The organism is Citrobacter amalonaticus, from assembly GCF_018252635.1.
Taxonomy (GTDB): domain Bacteria; phylum Pseudomonadota; class Gammaproteobacteria; order Enterobacterales; family Enterobacteriaceae; genus Citrobacter_A; species Citrobacter_A amalonaticus_E.
In genome coordinates this window covers 48,034-63,197 of the sequence record NZ_JAGTXM010000007.1, presented here as the reverse complement: position 1 = coordinate 63,197, position 15,164 = coordinate 48,034, and the positions used below count along the sequence as shown (strand labels likewise).

General features: G+C 52.1%; 17 protein-coding genes and 1 pseudogene. 7 read left to right on the top strand and 11 right to left on the bottom strand.

The window, feature by feature from the left end; all coding sequences use genetic code 11:
- The first annotated feature begins 84 nt into the window (after positions 1-84).
- Genes KE671_RS20790 through rhaM form a run of 5 tightly spaced genes read left to right on the top strand, consistent with a single transcriptional unit; the run spans position 85 to position 5,114 of the window.
- A complete protein-coding gene (locus KE671_RS20790) occupies positions 85-1,590 on the top strand; it encodes a sugar ABC transporter ATP-binding protein (RefSeq protein WP_206164556.1) in 1,506 nt (501 codons plus the stop codon).
- Entirely contained in the window at positions 1,590-2,594 is a 1,005-nt protein-coding gene (locus KE671_RS20785) for an ABC transporter permease (protein WP_206164555.1), read from the top strand. The genes KE671_RS20790 and KE671_RS20785 overlap by 1 nt, the downstream gene beginning before the upstream one ends.
- Complete coding sequence (locus KE671_RS20780) at positions 2,591-3,595, top strand: ABC transporter permease (RefSeq protein WP_206164554.1); 1,005 nt, start codon at positions 2,591-2,593, stop codon at positions 3,593-3,595. The genes KE671_RS20785 and KE671_RS20780 overlap by 4 nt, the downstream gene beginning before the upstream one ends.
- 59 nt (positions 3,596-3,654) lie before the next feature.
- Positions 3,655-4,803 (top strand): lactaldehyde reductase, encoded by a 1,149-nt coding sequence (gene fucO, locus KE671_RS20775; RefSeq protein WP_206164553.1) that lies wholly within the window; start codon positions 3,655-3,657, stop codon positions 4,801-4,803.
- Positions 4,800-5,114 (top strand): L-rhamnose mutarotase, encoded by a 315-nt coding sequence (gene rhaM, locus KE671_RS20770; protein WP_206164552.1) that lies wholly within the window; start codon positions 4,800-4,802, stop codon positions 5,112-5,114. Before fucO ends, rhaM begins: the two co-directional genes overlap by 4 nt.
- Positions 5,115-5,156: 42 nt before the next feature.
- On the opposite strand, the gene KE671_RS20765 is transcribed toward rhaM, so the two are convergent.
- Together KE671_RS20765 and KE671_RS20760 are read right to left on the bottom strand one after the other, a co-directional pair.
- Positions 5,157-6,548, bottom strand: coding sequence for a carbohydrate porin (locus KE671_RS20765; RefSeq protein ID WP_206164551.1), 1,392 nt, complete (start codon positions 6,546-6,548; stop codon positions 5,157-5,159).
- Between the two features lie 341 nt (positions 6,549-6,889).
- Positions 6,890-7,435 (bottom strand): annotated as a pseudogene (locus KE671_RS20760) (helix-turn-helix domain-containing protein); the annotation flags it as partial.
- Between the two features lie 98 nt (positions 7,436-7,533).
- On the opposite strand from KE671_RS20760, the gene KE671_RS20755 reads away from it, so the two are divergent.
- On the top strand, positions 7,534-8,193 hold the full coding sequence (locus tag KE671_RS20755) for an AzlC family ABC transporter permease (RefSeq protein ID WP_206164550.1): 660 nt from the start codon (positions 7,534-7,536) through the stop codon (positions 8,191-8,193).
- Positions 8,193-8,516: an AzlD domain-containing protein gene (locus KE671_RS20750; RefSeq protein ID WP_206164549.1), complete on the top strand. Its 324-nt coding sequence runs from the start codon at positions 8,193-8,195 to the stop codon at positions 8,514-8,516. Before KE671_RS20755 ends, KE671_RS20750 begins: the two co-directional genes overlap by 1 nt.
- Before the next feature lie 47 nt (positions 8,517-8,563).
- On the opposite strand, the gene KE671_RS20745 is transcribed toward KE671_RS20750, so the two are convergent.
- From KE671_RS20745 to fdhD, 9 genes are all read right to left on the bottom strand, one after another.
- A complete protein-coding gene (locus tag KE671_RS20745) occupies positions 8,564-9,124 on the bottom strand; it encodes an AAA family ATPase (RefSeq protein ID WP_206164548.1) in 561 nt (186 codons plus the stop codon).
- Complete coding sequence (locus KE671_RS20740; RefSeq protein WP_206164547.1) at positions 9,121-9,558, bottom strand: PTS sugar transporter subunit IIA; 438 nt, start codon at positions 9,556-9,558, stop codon at positions 9,121-9,123. Before KE671_RS20740 ends, KE671_RS20745 begins: the two co-directional genes overlap by 4 nt.
- 32 nt (positions 9,559-9,590) lie before the next feature.
- The gene (locus KE671_RS20735; protein WP_206164546.1) at positions 9,591-9,860 is read right to left on the bottom strand and encodes a hypothetical protein; all 270 of its coding nucleotides are present in this window, start codon (positions 9,858-9,860) and stop codon (positions 9,591-9,593) included.
- 59 nt (positions 9,861-9,919) lie between these two features.
- The gene (locus tag KE671_RS20730) at positions 9,920-10,762 is read right to left on the bottom strand and encodes a class II fructose-bisphosphate aldolase (protein WP_206164545.1); all 843 of its coding nucleotides are present in this window, start codon (positions 10,760-10,762) and stop codon (positions 9,920-9,922) included.
- Positions 10,749-12,116, bottom strand: a complete 1,368-nt coding sequence (locus tag KE671_RS20725) for a PTS sugar transporter subunit IIC (protein ID WP_125370347.1) — start codon at positions 12,114-12,116, stop codon at positions 10,749-10,751. Before KE671_RS20725 ends, KE671_RS20730 begins: the two co-directional genes overlap by 14 nt.
- Positions 12,109-12,423: a PTS sugar transporter subunit IIB gene (locus KE671_RS20720; RefSeq protein ID WP_042325486.1), complete on the bottom strand. Its 315-nt coding sequence runs from the start codon at positions 12,421-12,423 to the stop codon at positions 12,109-12,111. The genes KE671_RS20725 and KE671_RS20720 overlap by 8 nt, the downstream gene beginning before the upstream one ends.
- A gap of 11 nt (positions 12,424-12,434) precedes the next feature.
- Entirely contained in the window at positions 12,435-13,415 is a 981-nt protein-coding gene (locus tag KE671_RS20715; protein ID WP_206164544.1) for a 6-phosphofructokinase, read from the bottom strand.
- Positions 13,416-13,819: 404 nt separating this feature from the next.
- A complete protein-coding gene (locus tag KE671_RS20710; RefSeq protein ID WP_042325482.1) occupies positions 13,820-14,032 on the bottom strand; it encodes a DUF1471 domain-containing protein in 213 nt (70 codons plus the stop codon).
- Positions 14,033-14,160: 128 nt separating this feature from the next.
- A complete protein-coding gene (gene fdhD / locus KE671_RS20705; RefSeq protein WP_206164543.1) occupies positions 14,161-14,997 on the bottom strand; it encodes a formate dehydrogenase accessory sulfurtransferase FdhD in 837 nt (278 codons plus the stop codon).
- Positions 14,998-15,164: the final 167 nt, after the last annotated feature.

Here is a 15,164-nt window from a genome sequence, read left to right as displayed (position 1 = left end):
TTCGGCCTGCGGGTACCGATACGTTTTGTAGGCCGGATACGCGTTATCGCCATCCGGCAACGCTACAAGAAGAGGAGAACTGACATGTCCACCCCTTTACTACAACTTCACGGGATCACCAAGATATTCCCCGGCGTGCGCGCCCTTGAGAACGTGCAGCTCGATCTCTGGCCAGGCAAAGTGACCGCGCTGGTGGGTGAAAACGGCGCGGGAAAATCCACGCTGGTCAAAGTCATGACCGGCATCTATCAGCCTGAAGAGGGAGAAATTCTTTACAAGGCCATTCCCATTCAGCTCCCGAACCCGGAAGCGGCGCATAAAGTCGGCATTACCGCCATTCATCAGGAAACGGTGCTGTTCGATGAGCTGTCGGTGACCGAGAATATTTTTGTCGGCCAGTACCTGTACACCGGCCTTTTCAAAAAGCTCGACTGGCCAGAAATGCACCGTCGGGCGCAAGCAATCCTCACCCGCCTTGAAGTGCAGATCGATCCGCGCGCCACGCTGAAAACCCTGAGCATCGCCCAACGCCATATGGTGGCTATTGCCCGTGCGCTCTCCTTTGAAGCCCAGGTGGTGATTCTCGATGAACCGACCGCCGCACTGTCGCAACACGAAATTCTGGAGTTCTATCAAATCGTTGAGCGCCTGAAGCAAGAAGGTAAAGCGATCCTGTTTATCTCCCACAAGTTCGATGAAATCTTTGAGCTGGCGGATCACTACACCATTCTGCGCGATGGCGCGTTCGTCAGTTCCGGCGACATTCATGAGATGAGTGAAGAACGGATGGTCGCCATGATGGTAGGACGCGCCATTACCCAGACTTTCCCGAAAGTGGCCAGTGAGAAAGGCGAGACAGTGCTGGAGGTGAAAGACCTCTGCCATCCCACTGAATTTGCACACATTGATTTCACCCTGAGAAAAGGAGAGATCCTCGGCTTCTACGGACTGGTGGGGGCGGGGCGGACCGAGTTGATGCAGGCGCTGTCCGGCGTATCCCGGCCTTCTCACGGTGAAATCCGACTCAACGGACGGGCCGTTCAATTTCATCAGCCCGCCGATGCGATTCGCGCCGGTATCGTCTGCGTGCCGGAAGAGCGGCAAAAACAGGGGGCAATCATTGAAATGAGTATCGCCGAGAACATCAGCCTGCCGCAGTTGAGTAAGCTGAATCCGCGCGGCGTGCTCAATGCGACACGAGAGTGGCAACTGGCGGACAGCTACGCTAAACGCCTGCAGGTTAAAGCGTTCAGCTGGCGTCAGGCGGTCGAAACGCTTTCTGGCGGCAATCAGCAAAAAGTGGTAATTGGCAAATGGCTCGCCACTCATCCTGAAGTGATTATTCTCGACGAACCGACCAAAGGCATCGACATCGGCTCAAAGGCGGCGGTACACCAGTTTATGTCCGAACTGGTGGCGCAAGGGCTGGCGGTGATCATGGTCTCCTCTGAGCTTCCGGAAGTGATGGGCATGGCGGACAGAATTATCGTCATGCACGAAGGGCTGATGGTCGCGCAATACCGTGCCGGTGAAGCCACGGCGGAGGCCATTGTCAGCGCCGCCAGCGGCATCGGTAAGGAGGCAGCATAATGATTCAGCGCCTGCTTAAACATCGCGAAACCCTGCTGGCAGCGGTCATCCTCCTGATGATCGCCGGCATCGGCAGTCGCGTTCCCTCATTTGTCTCTCCCGGTAACCTGGTCGAGATTTTCAATGATACCTCGATTCTGATCATCCTTGCGCTCGGGCAAATGATGGTGCTGTTGACCAAAGGTATCGATCTGTCGATAGCCGCCAATCTGGCGCTCACCGGGATGATCGTCGCCCTGCTCAACTTCCAGCATCCTGAGATCCCCGTGTGGGCGTTGATGTTACTGGCAACCGCCTGCGGTCTGGTGATGGGGTTGATCAACGGTCTGCTGGTCTGGAAGTTAGGGATTCCGGCGATTGTGGTCACACTCGGCACAATGAGCATTTATCGCGGCATTATCTTTTTGCTGTCGAACGGCGGCTGGATTAACTCACATCAGATGAGCGACAGCTTCCTCGCCCTTCCGCGTTTTGCATTGTTTGGCCTGCCGGTACTGAGCTGGTGCGCCATCGCCGCCGTTATCGTGGTGAGCTACTTCCTGCGCTACAGCCGCACAGGGCGGGCGCTGTACATCGCAGGCGGCAATGCCACTGCGGCGTATTACACCGGGATCAACGCCGGAAAAATGCAGTTCGTCAGCTTCTGCCTGTCGGGCGCCCTCGCCGGTTTCTGCGGCTACCTGTGGATTTCCCGCTTCGCTGTTGCCTATGTCGATGTAGCTAACGGTTTTGAGTTACAGGTTGTGGCAGCCTGTGTGATTGGGGGTATCAGTACGATGGGAGGGATTGGTCGCGTTCTCGGTTGTCTGTGTGGCGCGTTGTTCCTTGGCGTGATCAATAACGCGTTGCCCGTCATTGGCATTTCACCTTTTTGGCAGATGGCCATTTCCGGCGCGGTGATTGTGATTGCCGTTCTGCTTAACGAACGCAGCAATAAACACAAAGGTCGTTTAATTCTGCGTAACGCGGCGCTGGCACGGCAAAAACAGGCGGTGAACTCATGAGTAAAATGATGACGTCTGAAGCGATCGAACGCGCCCCCGATGCGCGCGCGGTCTGGCAGCGCCTGTTGTGCTGGGAAGGTTTTCTGTTCGCCTTCACCCTGGCGGTGTTTATCGTCAATGCGCTGGCCTCGCCGTACTTCCTCAACATCTGGAATCTTTCCGACGCAACGTTCAATTTCACCGAAAAAGCGATCATCGTGCTGCCGATGGCGATGCTGATTATCGCCCGGGAGATCGATCTTTCAGTGGCCTCAACCCTGGCACTCAGTTCTACCGCCATGGGGTTCTGCGCGGCGGCGGGAATGGATACGTCCCTGCTGGTCTGCGTCGGGCTGGGAACCGGACTGCTATGTGGGCTGCTGAACGGCATCCTGGTGACGCGGTTTAACCTCTCATCCATCGTGATCACCATTGGCACCATGAGTTTGTACCGCGGCATAACCTATATCTTGCTCGGCGACCAGGCGCTGAATGCTTACCCGGAGAGCTTCGCGTGGTTTGGTCAGGGCTACGTCTGGGGCGCACTGTCGTTCGAGTTTGCGCTATTTATCGTGCTGGCGATCGTGTTCACCTTCCTGCTGCACAAAACCAACTTTGGCCGCCGCACCTACGCCATCGGCAATAACCCGGTGGGCGCGTGGTACTCCGGCATTAACGTTAAACGTCACAATCTGATTTTATTCGCTCTGGTCGGGCTCATGGCGGGACTGGCCGCCGTGTTGCTCACCTCCAGACTCGGCAGTACGCGCCCCACCATCGCAATGGGATGGGAACTGGCGGTGGTCACAATGGCGGTGCTGGGCGGCGTCAATATTCTCGGCGGCTCCGGCAGCATGACCGGGGTTATCATCGCGGCGTTCCTCATGGGGCTGGTAACTTTCGGTCTGAGCCTGCTTAACGTGCCGGGTATCGTGATGTCGATCATTATCGGCGCGATGCTGATCGTGGTGATCTCACTGCCCATCCTGACCCGCCGAATAATGCAACGACGACGAATTTGAATCCCTCCGGCGACATGGAGTTTTGCCGCCGGAAATATCATCACTTAAGGAGAAAAAACATGAGCTTTATGCTGGCACTTCCGAAAATCAGTCTACACGGCGCGGGTGCGATCGGCGATATGGTGAACCTCGTAGCGAATAAGCAATGGGGTAAAGCGCTGATCGTCACCGATGGTCAACTGGTTAAGCTGGGCCTGCTCGACAGCCTGTTTACGGCGCTGGATGAGCACAAAATGCCGTACCACCTGTTCGATGAGGTATTCCCGAACCCGACCGAAGCGCTGGTACAAAAAGGCTATGCGGCCTATCAGGACGCCAACTGTGATTACATCATTGCCTTTGGCGGTGGCAGCCCGATTGATACCGCCAAAGCCGTGAAAATTCTCACCGCGAACCCGGGCCCTTCTACTGCCTATTCCGGCGTCGGTAAAGTGAAAAACCCTGGTGTGCCGCTGGTTGCCATCAACACCACTGCCGGAACCGCCGCCGAGATGACCAGCAACGCGGTGATTATCGACTCCGGACGCCAGGTGAAAGAGGTCATCATCGATCCGAATATCATCCCGGATATCGCGGTGGACGATGCCAGCGTGATGCTGGAAATCCCGGCGTCCGTGACGGCAGCAACCGGTATGGATGCGTTGACCCACGCGGTGGAAGCGTATGTTTCTGTAGGCGCGCATCCGCTGACCGATGCCAATGCGCTGGAAGCGATTCGCCTGATCAACCTGTGGCTACCCAAAGCGGTTGATGAAGGTCATAACCTGGAAGCGCGCGAGCAAATGGCGTTTGGTCAGTATCTGGCGGGTATGGCGTTCAACAGCGCCGGTTTAGGGCTGGTTCACGCCCTGGCGCACCAGCCGGGCGCCACGCATAACCTGCCGCACGGCGTCTGTAACGCTATCCTGCTGCCCATTATCGAAAGCTTTAACCGCCCGAACGCCGTGGCGCGTTTTGCCCGTATCGCACAGGCGATGGGTGTTGATACCCGTGGCATGAGCGATGAAGCCGCGAGCCAGGAGGCAATCAACGCCATCCGCGCACTGAGCAAACGCGTCGGTATTCCGGCAGGTTTCAGCCAGCTCGGCGTCACCAAAGAGGATATCGAAGGCTGGCTGGACAAAGCGTTGGCTGACCCCTGCGCACCGTGTAACCCGCGAACTGCCAGCCGTGACGAAGTGCGCGAGCTGTACCTGGAGGCGTTATGATCCGCAAAGCGTTCGTGATGCAGGTGAATGCCGACGCGCACGAGGAGTATCAGCGCCGTCATAATCCCATCTGGCCGGAGCTGGAAGCGGTGTTAAAGGCTCACGGCGCGCATCATTACGCGATCTATCTCGATGCGTCGCGCAATTTGCTGTTTGCAACCGTAGAGATTGAGTCTGAAGAACGCTGGAATGCCGTTGCCAGCACTGACGTTTGTCAGCGCTGGTGGAAGCATATGCGCGATGTTATGCCCGCGAACCCGGATAACAGCCCGGTGAGCGCGGAGCTGAAAGAAGTGTTTTATCTGGAGTAAAAAATAAGCCCGGTGAGCGTCATCGCCACCGGGCCCTTGCGTTTAGAAATAATACTTAAAGCGAACGCGACCACCATAACGATTGTCAGAATCGTCACCGTTCACGTTATCTCCGTCGCTATCCAGAATGGAATAGTATGCGCCAAGGTAAATATTGAAGTTTTGCATATTCATCACGTTAGCGAACTGATACGACGCGTGAATAGTATGAATGTCATAGGTACCTTCATTGTTAATCCAGCAGCCGTCATCACACACTACCCCTTCAAAGTCATCAATCTTGTTATGCGCGTAGATGTAACCCAGCTCAAAACGCTTCCACAGCGCGTTCACCCCGGTCGTAAAATCTTTTTCGTTGTTGGCATCCAGATAAGCGGTATTCAGGTTTACCACGATGCCATTCTCCGGATCGGTCTTTAAACCATTCCACGTCATTGTCATACCGTAACCGGTACGATCGGACTGATCGACAAATTTACCGTTGGCGTTAGTGTAACCATAAGCGTTATTGACGACGTTCGATTCCATTGCGGCAGCGACAGAGAACGCATCCTGTGACCATGAAATAACCGGACGCAAATAGGCAACATTTTTCTGTTGAGCCATTTCCCGGCCATGGAAATCGCCATCGTTATACAGCGACGTCCCGTCTTCCAGCAAGGTGTTTAACTCAAAGTACCAGTTATCCACCTGTTTGCTGACGAGGAAGTTGCCACCGGCATCAGAACGACCACGGCCTTCTTTCATCATGTAGATATAACCGCTGCCGTCGTCATACAGATCGTTGGCGGTATTCCCCGAGTGCTCAACAAAAGTATCCTGATTGAGAGGGAACATATCATAGGCTTCGAAGCGTCCGACCTTCACCTTCCAGTCATTCTCTTTACCAAAGAAGAAGACGGCATCATCAATATTCACCATGCCCTTCATATCACCCAACGGTTGAGCGGAGAATCCGGCGTAATAGCCATTATCTAACTTACGCGTGCCGTCAAAACCCAGCAAAATTCGGCCATTAATATTCCACTGTTCGTTGGTCGGATCGCTATTAACATTGGCATTGGTCATCGCCAGTAGGCCATGATTACTTTCCGCATCCATATTGAATTCCACATCACCGTAGATTTTCAGGTCGCCATAGCCGGAAAGCAGTAGATTCGGTGTTGCGGCATTCTTTTTCGTCTCCTCAGGAGAGGCCTGGCCGTTTACGGGCGTGTTGCCCTGTGCCGCTTTAATTTCACGAATTTCACTTGCCTGCTGGGTCTGTAATTGCTGAACCTGATTTTCCGCCTTCGCCGCCCGATTTTCTGCGGCCTCCAGTCGCGCTTCCAGTTGTTCGAGTCGTTGTTCCAGTGTCATTTTTTGCGTTTTAGCAAAACTATTATTAGAAATTAATAACAGACCTATTGCTAAAGCCAGCGTTGATTCCTTCATTTATTCTGGTTCCTTTAAATAAATAATGAACAGCGTATTTCTTTTAGAAATACGCAGAATGAACAACAAAGTAATATGTGTTATTTTTATATTTAACAACGGCAGCAACTGATGAAAATAATAATCAACTGTTACAGCGCCACAGGCCAGCAATTACTAACATGCAGCTTTCTTTGTGTAAACGCAGAAAGCTTTCAGTTCGTGAGGAATATAACAAAAGAGCTAAAATAAACGAAATATCATAAAAACAATTAAATATGAATTAAGATAAAAAATAATTAGAAGTAATCATTCGGGGGGGCCTTTTGCATGCCATAACGGTGATATTCCAGGTTCGCTAAGCTCTGCTCGGCCACCAGAATCGCCTGGGTATCCGCTTCCAGCGCTTTAAAGATATGCTCCTGATCGGCGGGGTAACAAATATAGTCACCTTCGCCTAACACTTCTGGCGCTTCCGTCAGTCCAACCAGCGCTTTTCCCTTCGTTACAATAATATGTTCGATCGATCCCGGTGGATGCGGCTGAGAAATGCGGTCAGCGCCAGGCTGGGTCAACAGCAGATAGATATCGCGCCGTGCGCCCGGCGGGCAGGCGGCCAGTAAAATGGCCTGATAGTGCGCCTGTTCGGCCACCACTTTGGTGCCCTCACCGCAACGAATCACCTGCGTTTTTTGCGCCTGCGGCTCCAGCAGCCGCGCAAAGGGAATATCCAGCGCCACGCAGAGCGACCACAGTGTTTCCAGGCTAGGATTACCATTTCCCGCTTCCAGTTGGGAAAGCGTCGACTTGGCGATCCCCGCCCGTCGGGCGATTTCTGCCAGAGACAGCCCCGTTCGCTGACGTTCGCGAACCAGACTTTTGGCGATCACGCTGATGGGTTGCGTCATACACGACTCCACGTTTTTTATATCGAACGAATCGTTCATCTTGTAAAACAACTGCGTTGCGTTCATTATAATGGAAATTCGTTCGATATGGCTAAATCATGACGCACTTCTTCTCCTGTCTGAAGGCAGACACGATAAAAGCAATCTTTCTGGTTTGCCTGGCAGTGGGCGTAGTGGGGATGTCCTACGGTTCCCTGGCGATGGCTTACGGCTTCCCGGTCTGGGTACCGTTTGTACTCTCTATTTTTGTGCTGGCGGGGGCATCCGAATTTATGTTTATTGGCATTGTCGCCAGCGGCGGCAATCCGCTAGCCGCCGCCGCGGCTGGCTTACTGGTTAACGCCCGTCATGTCCCGTTTGGCGTGACGGTACGCGATCTGGTCGGCACCCGCGCGGCAAGCTTTTTCGGCTGTCATATTATGAATGATGAAAGCGTGGTATTCGGTCTGTCGCAGAAAACCCCGGAGCAGCGCAAAGCCGCCTACTGGCTGTGTGGCCTCGGCGTCGCTATTCTGTGGCCGCTGGGAACCCTGCTGGGCACGGTGGTGGGCCAACTGCTGCCAGCCCCGGAAACTATCGGACTGGACGCCGTGTTCCCGGCCATCCTACTGGCACTCGTCGTCCCGGCGTTTAAAAACCGCACCACACTGATCCGTGGTCTGAGCGGGGCCGCCGTGTCGCTCATCGCCGTTCCCTTCGCGCCGGTCGGACTGCCGGTACTGCTCTCCCTGCTGGGTTTACTGACGAGGAAAAAATAATGGGCAATATGACACTGTTCATCGTCGGTATCGCGATTTTATCGGCTGGAACCTATTTGATGCGCCTCGGTGGCGCCAGGCTGGGCAGCCGCCTGGCGCTCTCAGAACGCTCTCAGGCGCTGTTATCCGATGCCGCCACGGTACTGCTGTTTTCCGTCGCCCTGGCCACCACCTTTTATGAAGGTGAGCACTTTGCCGGCATGGCTCGCGTCCTCGGCGTGGCGTTCGCGGTCTTCCTTGCCTGGCGTAAGATGCCATTGATTGTCGTAATTATCGCCGCTGCCGTGGTGACCGCACTGTTGCGACTCGCTGGGGTACATTAAAAAAAAGCGCCAACAGGCGCTTTAAAAAAATGAGGACAATCATCCATTTACTTATTGCAGATTTGTGTATCGATCCAGGAGATCACGGATTGAATATCCAGCGTTTGCTGTTGATCTACCGTACACACCGGCCCGAGTCGCATCGGCTCAGCGCGTTCTGCCAGTTGCGCCAGCTCCGGCAGATACTCCTCGCCAGGATGACCCGGCTTACGATGCTGTAAGCGGGTGGCGTAGCGCGTCACCGCCAGTTCGGGTGTAATGTGATTCCACACCTCAATCACCTTCTCAACGCCCGCCTGCTGCAAGAGTTGCTGCAACGTCTCGCGGGGCTGAAAGCCAAACCAGGCATCAACCAGCCAGACAACGCTTGCCGGAGAGTGGCCGATAATCGACCAGATCACCTCATAGGCCGCACAGCCCAACTGCCGATTGAAAGGCCGGTCGATATCCGTAAAGCGCGCCATAAACGGCTCTTTGATCCCATCAATCGTCAGCAGCGGCAAACTGAAGGTTTCGGAGAGTTGGCGGGTGATCGTACTTTTACCTGAAGCGGGGATGCCATTAATCAGGATGACTGTCTTACAGTCCGGCGAGAGGTGTCGTTTCATAGTAACGCAACCACCTCTTCCCGGGAACGTGCCGCCCGCAGCTTCGCCATGCGTTCGTCGTTATCGAGTAAAGCAACGATAGCGCGAATTCCCTCTTCAATATGCGTATTACTGTCCTGCGCGCCAAACATAATGACAATATCGGCAGCTTCACTGTCGGCAAACTGAATGGGCTTATCCAACAGCACCATGCTAAAACAGTTACGCTTCACCCCGCATTCTGGACGAGCATGAGGGATCGCAACACCTTCATCAAATACATAATACGCCCCATGACTGAGGGTGTTGTCGATAACCGCCTGACCGTATTCCGCTGAAATATACCCTTTTGCGACTAATGGTCTGGCCGCCAGTTGAATCACCTTCTGCCAGTCGTTTTCCGCGATGCCAACCTGAATCGCATCGGCCTCGATCAGTAATTCTTTTATCGTCATGACGACTCCCTAAGCGCTTAATAAATCCGACGCTATATATTCCGGCGAATAACATTACGCAACTCATCTATACGTACAAAAAGCGAATCAATATCCTGCCGGTGCGTCTGGCTTTTCGCATAAACCGACAGCGCCCGGTTATAGGTAAGCATTAATGCTTTCTGTATTTCACTACTACCCGGGTTGCCCTGCAGTTCACCTTCCAGCCTGACGATTTCTCCTGCCAGAATACGGGATTGTTCATCATAATCTTCCGGCGGGCGTGTTTCTTTTTTCCATAACGATTTCAAAGATTCAAACATAGCGATCCCCCGCCCTGATGGACAACAGGGCAACAAAATATCATTTATTAATAACGAAGTTATTTAAATAACGCGATCTTTTCCATTAATACCTGGGTTACTGCATTATTTGCCGGAATTAAAAACTTACGTACGCTGTCATTTACCTTGCCTTTCTCAAAGGTATTTTTACACTGATCGACCCACTGTACGTTCATTTCCGTACCGACATTCACTTTATTAATGCCTTCGGTAACCGCCAGACGCATATCGTCGTCGCTCACCCCCGTTCCACCATGTAATACCAGTGGAACACCGGTCGCGGCGCTGATCTCTTTCAGCCGCTGATGTTGAATCTGCGCCTTGCCGGTATACAGGCCGTGCACTGTGCCCACCGACACCGCCAGCATGTCGACCTGCGTTTCATCAACAAAGCGTTTGGCATCGTCTACCGTCGTAAAGCAGATATCTTCTGCCGCCACCGCTTTACCATCCTCTGAGCCACCGATAGCGCCGAGTTCGCCTTCCACCGTTATATTACGCGGTCGCGCCATCTCCACCACGATGCGGGTATTACCGATATTTTCCTCCAGCCCCAGGTGCGAGCCGTCATACATCACCGAAGAGAATCCGGCATTCATTGCCGTCTCAATCGCGCTGATATCTGAGCAGTGATCCAGATGCAGGCAGGTCGGAACATTCTCGCTCTCCGCCAGCGAACGCACTGCATCGACCAGCAGGCGGTAGCCCAGATATTCCGCCGTCCCGGTTGAAATCTGAATCATTAACGGGCTATTTGTTTTTTGCGCCGCTTTAAAAAATGCAGGCAGCATTTCAATACAGTGCAGGTTAAAGGATCCAATCGCTTTGAAATTTCTTTCCTGGCCGATTTTCAGGATCTCGTTGAAGTTATACAGACTCATGAACATTTTCCCCTTTTGGCTTAGCGGATTTACCGTTTACGAACCATGCCAGTGCGGCAACAAAAACAATGAATAACGCAACAAACAGCCAGTTATTCTGGAAGGCGTGGCCTAAGACGAGGCCGGAACTGATGACGTCCGAATCGCTGAACGTGACGCCGGTGAAACCGTAGGTTTCCAGCATCGGCACCAGAATCGCAGGCAGGAAGGTGATGAACAGACCGTGGACCACACCCCCGATCATCGCCCCGCGACGACCGCCCAGCGCGTTACCAAAGACACCCGCCGTCCCTCCGGCGAAAAAGTTGGTTAGCAGCCCCGGCAGGATCATCGCCAGACCAAACATCGGGAACACCAACATGCCAATGATTGAACCAACCGTGGTCGCCAGGAATCCCACAATCACGGCGTTGGGCGCATAAGGGAACAGAACCGGGCAATCCAGCGCGGGCTTTGCATCCGGAACGATACGCATGGCGATACCACGAAACGCCGGAACCAGTTCGTTGAGCAATAAACGCACGCCGCTGTAGAGTACGAAGACGCCGGCCACAAACTGAATAGACTGCATGAAGGCATACATCAGGTAGTTCACGCCACCGGAGAACTGGGCGATATATTCCGGCCCCGCCGCCAGCGCCGGAATGAGGTACATCGGCACCATCACTACCGCCATGGCGAGGTAGGTATCCTGTAAAAATTTGAAGTTATCAGGTAATTCGAGGTCTTCCGTGGATCGAGACCCTTTGCCCACCACTTTTGCTACCGCCGCCTGAACCAGGTAGCCAATGGTGCAAAAGTGTCCCAGCGCCACATCATCCGAGCCGGTGATACGTCTGACCACCGGTTGCGCCAGCGCAGGCATCAGAACCGCCATGATGCCGCCAAAAATACCGCCGGTCAGAATCAGCGGAAGCCCGGTAAGACCCGATTTATAGCCAATGACCGCACCAATAGTCGCCATCCACAATAGAGCTTGCCCCGTCAGGAAGATATATTTCAACGGAGTCAGACGGGCGATGATGATATTGACGGCAAAAATCACCATCAGGGTTAACGCCACTTCCGATCCCAACTCACGGTTGGCTAATCCGGCAATGGCGGCCACATCGGTAATGTAGCCCTTCATGCCAAATCCCTGAGTAAAAATATCGTTCAGGAAGGTCAGCGTGGCGACAATAATGTTGATCCCGGCCATCATGATTAAAAAACCAAGCAACGTTTTAAACGTGCCTTCTGCGGTTTTCCCGGGCGATTTCTTTTGCAGGATAAGACCAAGCATGGCAATGAAAGCGATTAATATCGACGCCTGACCAAGCAAATCTTTAACGATGAATTCAACGAAGCTATTCATAATGGGCTACCTTCAGATTCCGCTCTTTTAAAAACGCGACGATCTTGGCTTCAATTTCGTCTTTGTCTGTGAGCTTATTCAGAACCACGACCCGTTTAATTTCTTCTTCACTGGCATCAGCCGTTAAGATGTCAGCAAAGGTTTTTTGCGTCAGGATCATGTCGGATTTAAACGCTCCCGCTTCAGATACCGTGGTATGCTCGATATGTGCAGGAATTTCCAGTTTCTTTAAAACCGCTTTCGCCGTCATTTCAATAGCAAAACTTGAACCGAGGCCGCAGCCACATACGCAAAGAATTTTCAGCATGTAAGGTCTCCTCAAATAATATTGAGTTGTTTGGCAAGTTTGTAATGATGTCCTTCTGTATCAACCAGACGTTTTTTCATACTTACGAGATCAATCGGAATAGGTTTATTACTTTGATTTATAATAATCGCTTTATTTTTCATCCCTGACTGGATACACCGAACCACTTCGCTCGCCATAATGGTGCCCTGATAAATTTCTTCACAGGTCGGATCGCCATTTCGTAAACCGTAACCGACAATCGTTTTACGAATTCGCTCGCCAATACGCGGTTCGAGTTGTTTAATCATTGTGTCAATCGCCCCCTGAAAGCCGGGAGAATATTCTCTGGTGTAGCCTTCTGAGCACAGGATAATCACGCTGTTCTGGACGGCCAGCTTCTGCTTCACCCGTTCCGCTATGGTTTCAAGCGGCATCTGGGACTCCGGGATCAGGGCAATATCTGCATTGCATTTAATGGCGGATTGCAGGGTTAATTCACCACAATATCCGCCCAACAATTCCACCATAAATACGCGACCGGGTAGCGCTCTGCCCGTGTTTCTTAAACGTGAAACCTCCTTAATAATCTGTTCGCAGGCGGTCGAAAAACCAATCGTATAATGGCTACCATAAACATCATTATCGATAGTCATCCCTACGCCAAAACAATTAATATCAAACTCGCTCAGGGTATTGAGAAACTGTAAACTACCGTCGCCTCCTGCCATAATCAGCACATCAATGTGCAGCGACTTAAGTTTTCTGGCGATCGTTTCATATTCGCTACGCTGCAACTTACGGGTTGTTCTTCCCGAGGTAATAATCGGTATCGCCGCGATAGAAAAATCGACTAAATCGCGCCAGGTCACGTCATGGTGATTTTTCTCCAGCAAGCCGGGAATACCACCATTGAATAAGGTAATTTCTGCATCCGCGAGTCTGGCAATCTGGAATATAAAATTATTGATTCCAGAAACGTCTCCACCACTAATGACAATACCAATTTTCATTGTGTTTCCTCCGAAGCGCCTGTGGAAACATTCTTCCCTGACTTCAAGACTCATATTTGCAACGAAGATCACACAATGCCGATAAATTTGTTAGAGAGTAGTATTGACAGCTATCATAATAAGGCATTTTTTGTGATATTCCTCACATTTAAAATCAGCGACGGAGTTAACACTTATTTTTTTATTTATTTAGAAATCATTGAGTTAATGCAGAGAGGAAAATCCCTTATCTTCGAACTGTTTTTCCTTTAGCAGACGTATTTTATAAAAAGATAAAAATGTGATTGAGACCCCATTTTTATTTTCAGTTAGTGCCTTTGGAGGGAAAAAGAGGGGGCTGGAAGGGAATAGCAGAAACGAAAAAAGCGCCTTAAGGGGGCGCTCTTTCGACGATGAAGATGAACTTATTTCAGCAGTTCCGCCGTCATGTGCACGCGGTTACCGGTGTAAGCCTGAGTGATTTTATAGGAGCTGGCACCCGCTTGTTCAGCCTGCGCAGCGATTTTTGCTTCAGTGCTTTCCAGAGTAGAACCGGTCGCAGTCACGGACTGGGCAGCGAAAGAACCGAAAGAGGTAGCGAGAGCGATAACTGCGACAAAAGTTTTGATGCTTTTCATGATATAAACCCTTTAACTTAGTTGTTCGAGTAAGGCACCGTGCCTTGATGTGATAAATAATAGGCCGTTACTCAGACAACTAAAAGCGGAAGGATTTGCGCATGTCATTCAAATTAATTGAATCAAAGTCACTCAGCGATTAAACGCTGCGGATGAGTATAAATGGTTGCCCTGCCTGGCTTACAAAATCCCACCAGCGTCAGATTGCAGCGCTCGGCGACTTCAACCGCCAGCGTGGTGGCGGCAGAAACGGCAAACAGGATCTCAACACCGCACATTGCAGACTTCTGCACCATTTCATAACTTGCACGGCTGGAAACCAGCGCCGCTCCTGACATCCAGCCCTCGCCTTCAGCGGCACGGTGCCCCAGCAGTTTATCCAGCGCGACATGTCGACCAACATCTTCATGCCCGCCCGCCAGTTCACCCGATGGCATCACCCACGCCGCAGCATGCGTACATCCGGTGAGTTGCCCCACGGGCTGAAAATCTTTCAGATGCCTTAACGCGTGATCAAGCCTGGCGAGATTAAAGGTCTGGGTGAATGGCAGCGGCTGCACAGGTTTACCGATGTCATTGAGCTGCTCAACACCGCACACGCCGCACCCGGTGCGCCCCGCCAACGCGCGACGGCGTTCTTTCAACCCCATAAAACGGCGACTGGAAAGCTCGATCTGAACTTCAAGACCATTACAGGAGGGAACCACGTCCATGCCATAGATCTCGCGCGGGCTGGCAATAATCCCCTCAGACAAGGAAAAACCAACCGCAAAATGTGCCAGATCCTTTGGTGAGGCCATCATGACAACATGAGAGATGCCGTTATAGACCAGCGCAACGGGCACTTCTTCAGCGACCTCATCCGGCTGAGGGTGCTGTAAATCCTCTCGTTTCCAGAGGTTAACCTGGCGGAAACCCGTGACACTTATCACATTTTCGATTTCTTTTGGATGTATCTTATTCACTTTCTTTTAACCGTATAAGAACACACGTACCAACATTGTGGTATTCTGTCACAAGCCCCTCCTGGATGGGGGGAATTGACCCAATTCTGGACCTTTGCGGTCCCGTCCGCAAAGAAAAATAACAACCACGCCCTGAGCGCTCACCAATATGAATGTGAAAGGGATGT

Excerpts from the sequence above, each read along its gene's own strand:
- KE671_RS20740 (WP_206164547.1), bottom strand. The coding sequence starts at position 9,558 with ATGACGATAAAAGAATTACTGATCGAGGCCGATGCGATTCAGGTTGGC.
- KE671_RS20715 (WP_206164544.1), bottom strand. The coding sequence starts at position 13,415 with ATGAAAATTGGTATTGTCATTAGTGGTGGAGACGTTTCTGGAATCAAT.
- KE671_RS20750 (WP_206164549.1), top strand. The coding sequence starts at position 8,193 with ATGGGCAATATGACACTGTTCATCGTCGGTATCGCGATTTTATCGGCT.
- KE671_RS20710 (WP_042325482.1), bottom strand. The coding sequence starts at position 14,032 with ATGAAAAGCATCAAAACTTTTGTCGCAGTTATCGCTCTCGCTACCTCT.
- KE671_RS20780 (WP_206164554.1), top strand. The coding sequence starts at position 2,591 with ATGAGTAAAATGATGACGTCTGAAGCGATCGAACGCGCCCCCGATGCG.
- KE671_RS20735 (WP_206164546.1), bottom strand. The coding sequence starts at position 9,860 with ATGTTTGAATCTTTGAAATCGTTATGGAAAAAAGAAACACGCCCGCCG.
- KE671_RS20745 (WP_206164548.1), bottom strand. The coding sequence starts at position 9,124 with ATGAAACGACACCTCTCGCCGGACTGTAAGACAGTCATCCTGATTAAT.
- KE671_RS20785 (WP_206164555.1), top strand. The coding sequence starts at position 1,590 with ATGATTCAGCGCCTGCTTAAACATCGCGAAACCCTGCTGGCAGCGGTC.
- fucO (WP_206164553.1), top strand. The coding sequence starts at position 3,655 with ATGAGCTTTATGCTGGCACTTCCGAAAATCAGTCTACACGGCGCGGGT.
- KE671_RS20720 (WP_042325486.1), bottom strand. The coding sequence starts at position 12,423 with ATGCTGAAAATTCTTTGCGTATGTGGCTGCGGCCTCGGTTCAAGTTTT.
- KE671_RS20730 (WP_206164545.1), bottom strand. The coding sequence starts at position 10,762 with ATGAGTCTGTATAACTTCAACGAGATCCTGAAAATCGGCCAGGAAAGA.
- KE671_RS20790 (WP_206164556.1), top strand. The coding sequence starts at position 85 with ATGTCCACCCCTTTACTACAACTTCACGGGATCACCAAGATATTCCCC.
- KE671_RS20765 (WP_206164551.1), bottom strand. The coding sequence starts at position 6,548 with ATGAAGGAATCAACGCTGGCTTTAGCAATAGGTCTGTTATTAATTTCT.
- KE671_RS20755 (WP_206164550.1), top strand. The coding sequence starts at position 7,534 with ATGACGCACTTCTTCTCCTGTCTGAAGGCAGACACGATAAAAGCAATC.
- KE671_RS20725 (WP_125370347.1), bottom strand. The coding sequence starts at position 12,116 with ATGAATAGCTTCGTTGAATTCATCGTTAAAGATTTGCTTGGTCAGGCG.
- rhaM (WP_206164552.1), top strand. The coding sequence starts at position 4,800 with ATGATCCGCAAAGCGTTCGTGATGCAGGTGAATGCCGACGCGCACGAG.